Origin of the sequence: Daejeonella sp. (genome assembly GCF_049655485.1) — a bacterium.
Lineage (GTDB): Bacteria > Bacteroidota > Bacteroidia > Sphingobacteriales > Sphingobacteriaceae > Daejeonella.
The window spans coordinates 1-1588 of the sequence record NZ_JBASJU010000058.1; the positions used below are offsets into that span (position 1 = coordinate 1).

Annotated in this window: 2 protein-coding genes; one reads left to right on the forward strand and one right to left on the reverse strand. The window is 33.8% G+C overall.

The genetic code is table 11. The features are described from left to right. Positions 1–20: 20 nt before the first annotated feature. Complete coding sequence (locus WBJ10_RS02435; protein WP_424287961.1) at positions 21–188, reverse strand: hypothetical protein; 168 nt, start codon at positions 186–188, stop codon at positions 21–23. Positions 189–726: 538 nt separating this feature from the next. Between WBJ10_RS02435 and WBJ10_RS02440 the strand changes: the two genes are divergently transcribed. Further along, positions 727–1588: porin (locus WBJ10_RS02440; RefSeq protein ID WP_424287962.1), on the forward strand; the 862-nt coding region annotated here is incomplete at its 3' end.

Below are 1588 nucleotides of genomic sequence, written 5' to 3' on the forward strand. Positions count from 1 at the left end.
GGTTGTAATATTTCCTAATATTATTTATGTATCAACGGAATTAACTTCAATAAGGTTATTGCCGCATTTTTTATTTGACCTAAAGGCTCACTCTCCCTTAATGTCTCTGCCGCAGAGACTTCCCGCATTCCTTTATCAAGATTTTCCTGAAGATAGAAATGCCATAACACGGTTTCTTTAATTTGCATCCATTTAGTTGAAAAATCATTTAATTTTTCAACTAAAAATCACGATTTAGGTGCCTATTTCTCCATCGATGTAGATAAATATGTTATTTACGGCTAATTATTCTAGTTAAATGGGAATAATGCCTTATTTTATTCAGAATATTAATATATTTTAATTGGTTTTTAGTATTATGTTTAAAAGTTGTATTGTGAAAGTACAATAGCCAATATAAATTAGCGAAAGGTTTGAATAATAGATAACAAAACTTTTAAAAGATCTAGAAAAATTATATATTTAGCAATTATGATTAAAAAAACGAGATAAGATTGATTATTTTTTACATATTTTATCTTTTTAGCTATAATTATATATAATAATGGCGATATTACGTGAATATATCTGACTTAAAGATGATTTTATATAAAAATTGGATTAAATAAGATTATTATTCCCTTGGATATATCCAAAAATCACTTTTTAATTTGAAAACTCCACGTAAATCAATTATGGTAAGCCATTGCGATATGGATCTTTTATAAACCTTAAAAACCAACAATCATGAAAAAATTTTACAATCTAGCTTTAGCGATTTTAGTAACTATGACCTTAATATCGGAGTCCTTCGGGCAGGACGCGCCACGAAGCGCTCCTTTAGAAATATCCGGCTCCGGGGATTTGTATTACAAATATGACTTTTCAGATTTTAAAGCTACAAGTGGAAGTTCAAATATATCTACCAGTTTCGCAACAGACCAGAATTCGATTTCATTAGGAATGCTAAATGTAATTCTCAGGAAATCTGCAGGAAAGGCATCTTTTGTAGGAGACATTTCTTTTGGTCCTCGTGGGCAATATCAATCTATACCTACAGGAGATGTGAGTAATACAACCAATAGCTTCAATATTCAAAATCTTTACGGATCCTATAAATTTAACGACGCGTTTTCAATGACCGCAGGTTATATGAGTACTTTTGTAGGATATGAAGTGATCTCTCCAGTAGGGAATTTTAATTATTCAACTTCGTATCTATTTACCAATGGACCTTTCCAGAATGCAGGTGTTAAAGCCAATTTCGCCTTTACTGATAAAGTAGGGTTAATGGTTGGGTTATTTAGTGACTGGAATACTTTTCAGGATATAAATGGGGTCTCACATTTCGGCGCCCAACTATCTTTAAGCCCTGCCGAAGGATGGACTGCTTATCTAAATGTTCTTTCAGGAAGGGGCGGAGGAGGCGCGGCAACCTACGGATCTGGAACAATTCTGGACTTAACCACTGCTTACCAGCTAACTGATGGGTTCAAGTTGGGATTAAATCTCGCCGACTATACGTTGCCAGAGGACAATGGAGGTTATAGCGGTGTTGCACTTTATCCTCAAATTGCATTATCAAGTGGATTCGGATTAGGTGCAAGAG

Excerpts from the sequence above, each read along its gene's own strand:
- WBJ10_RS02435 (WP_424287961.1), bottom strand. The coding sequence starts at position 188 with ATGCAAATTAAAGAAACCGTGTTATGGCATTTCTATCTTCAGGAAAAT.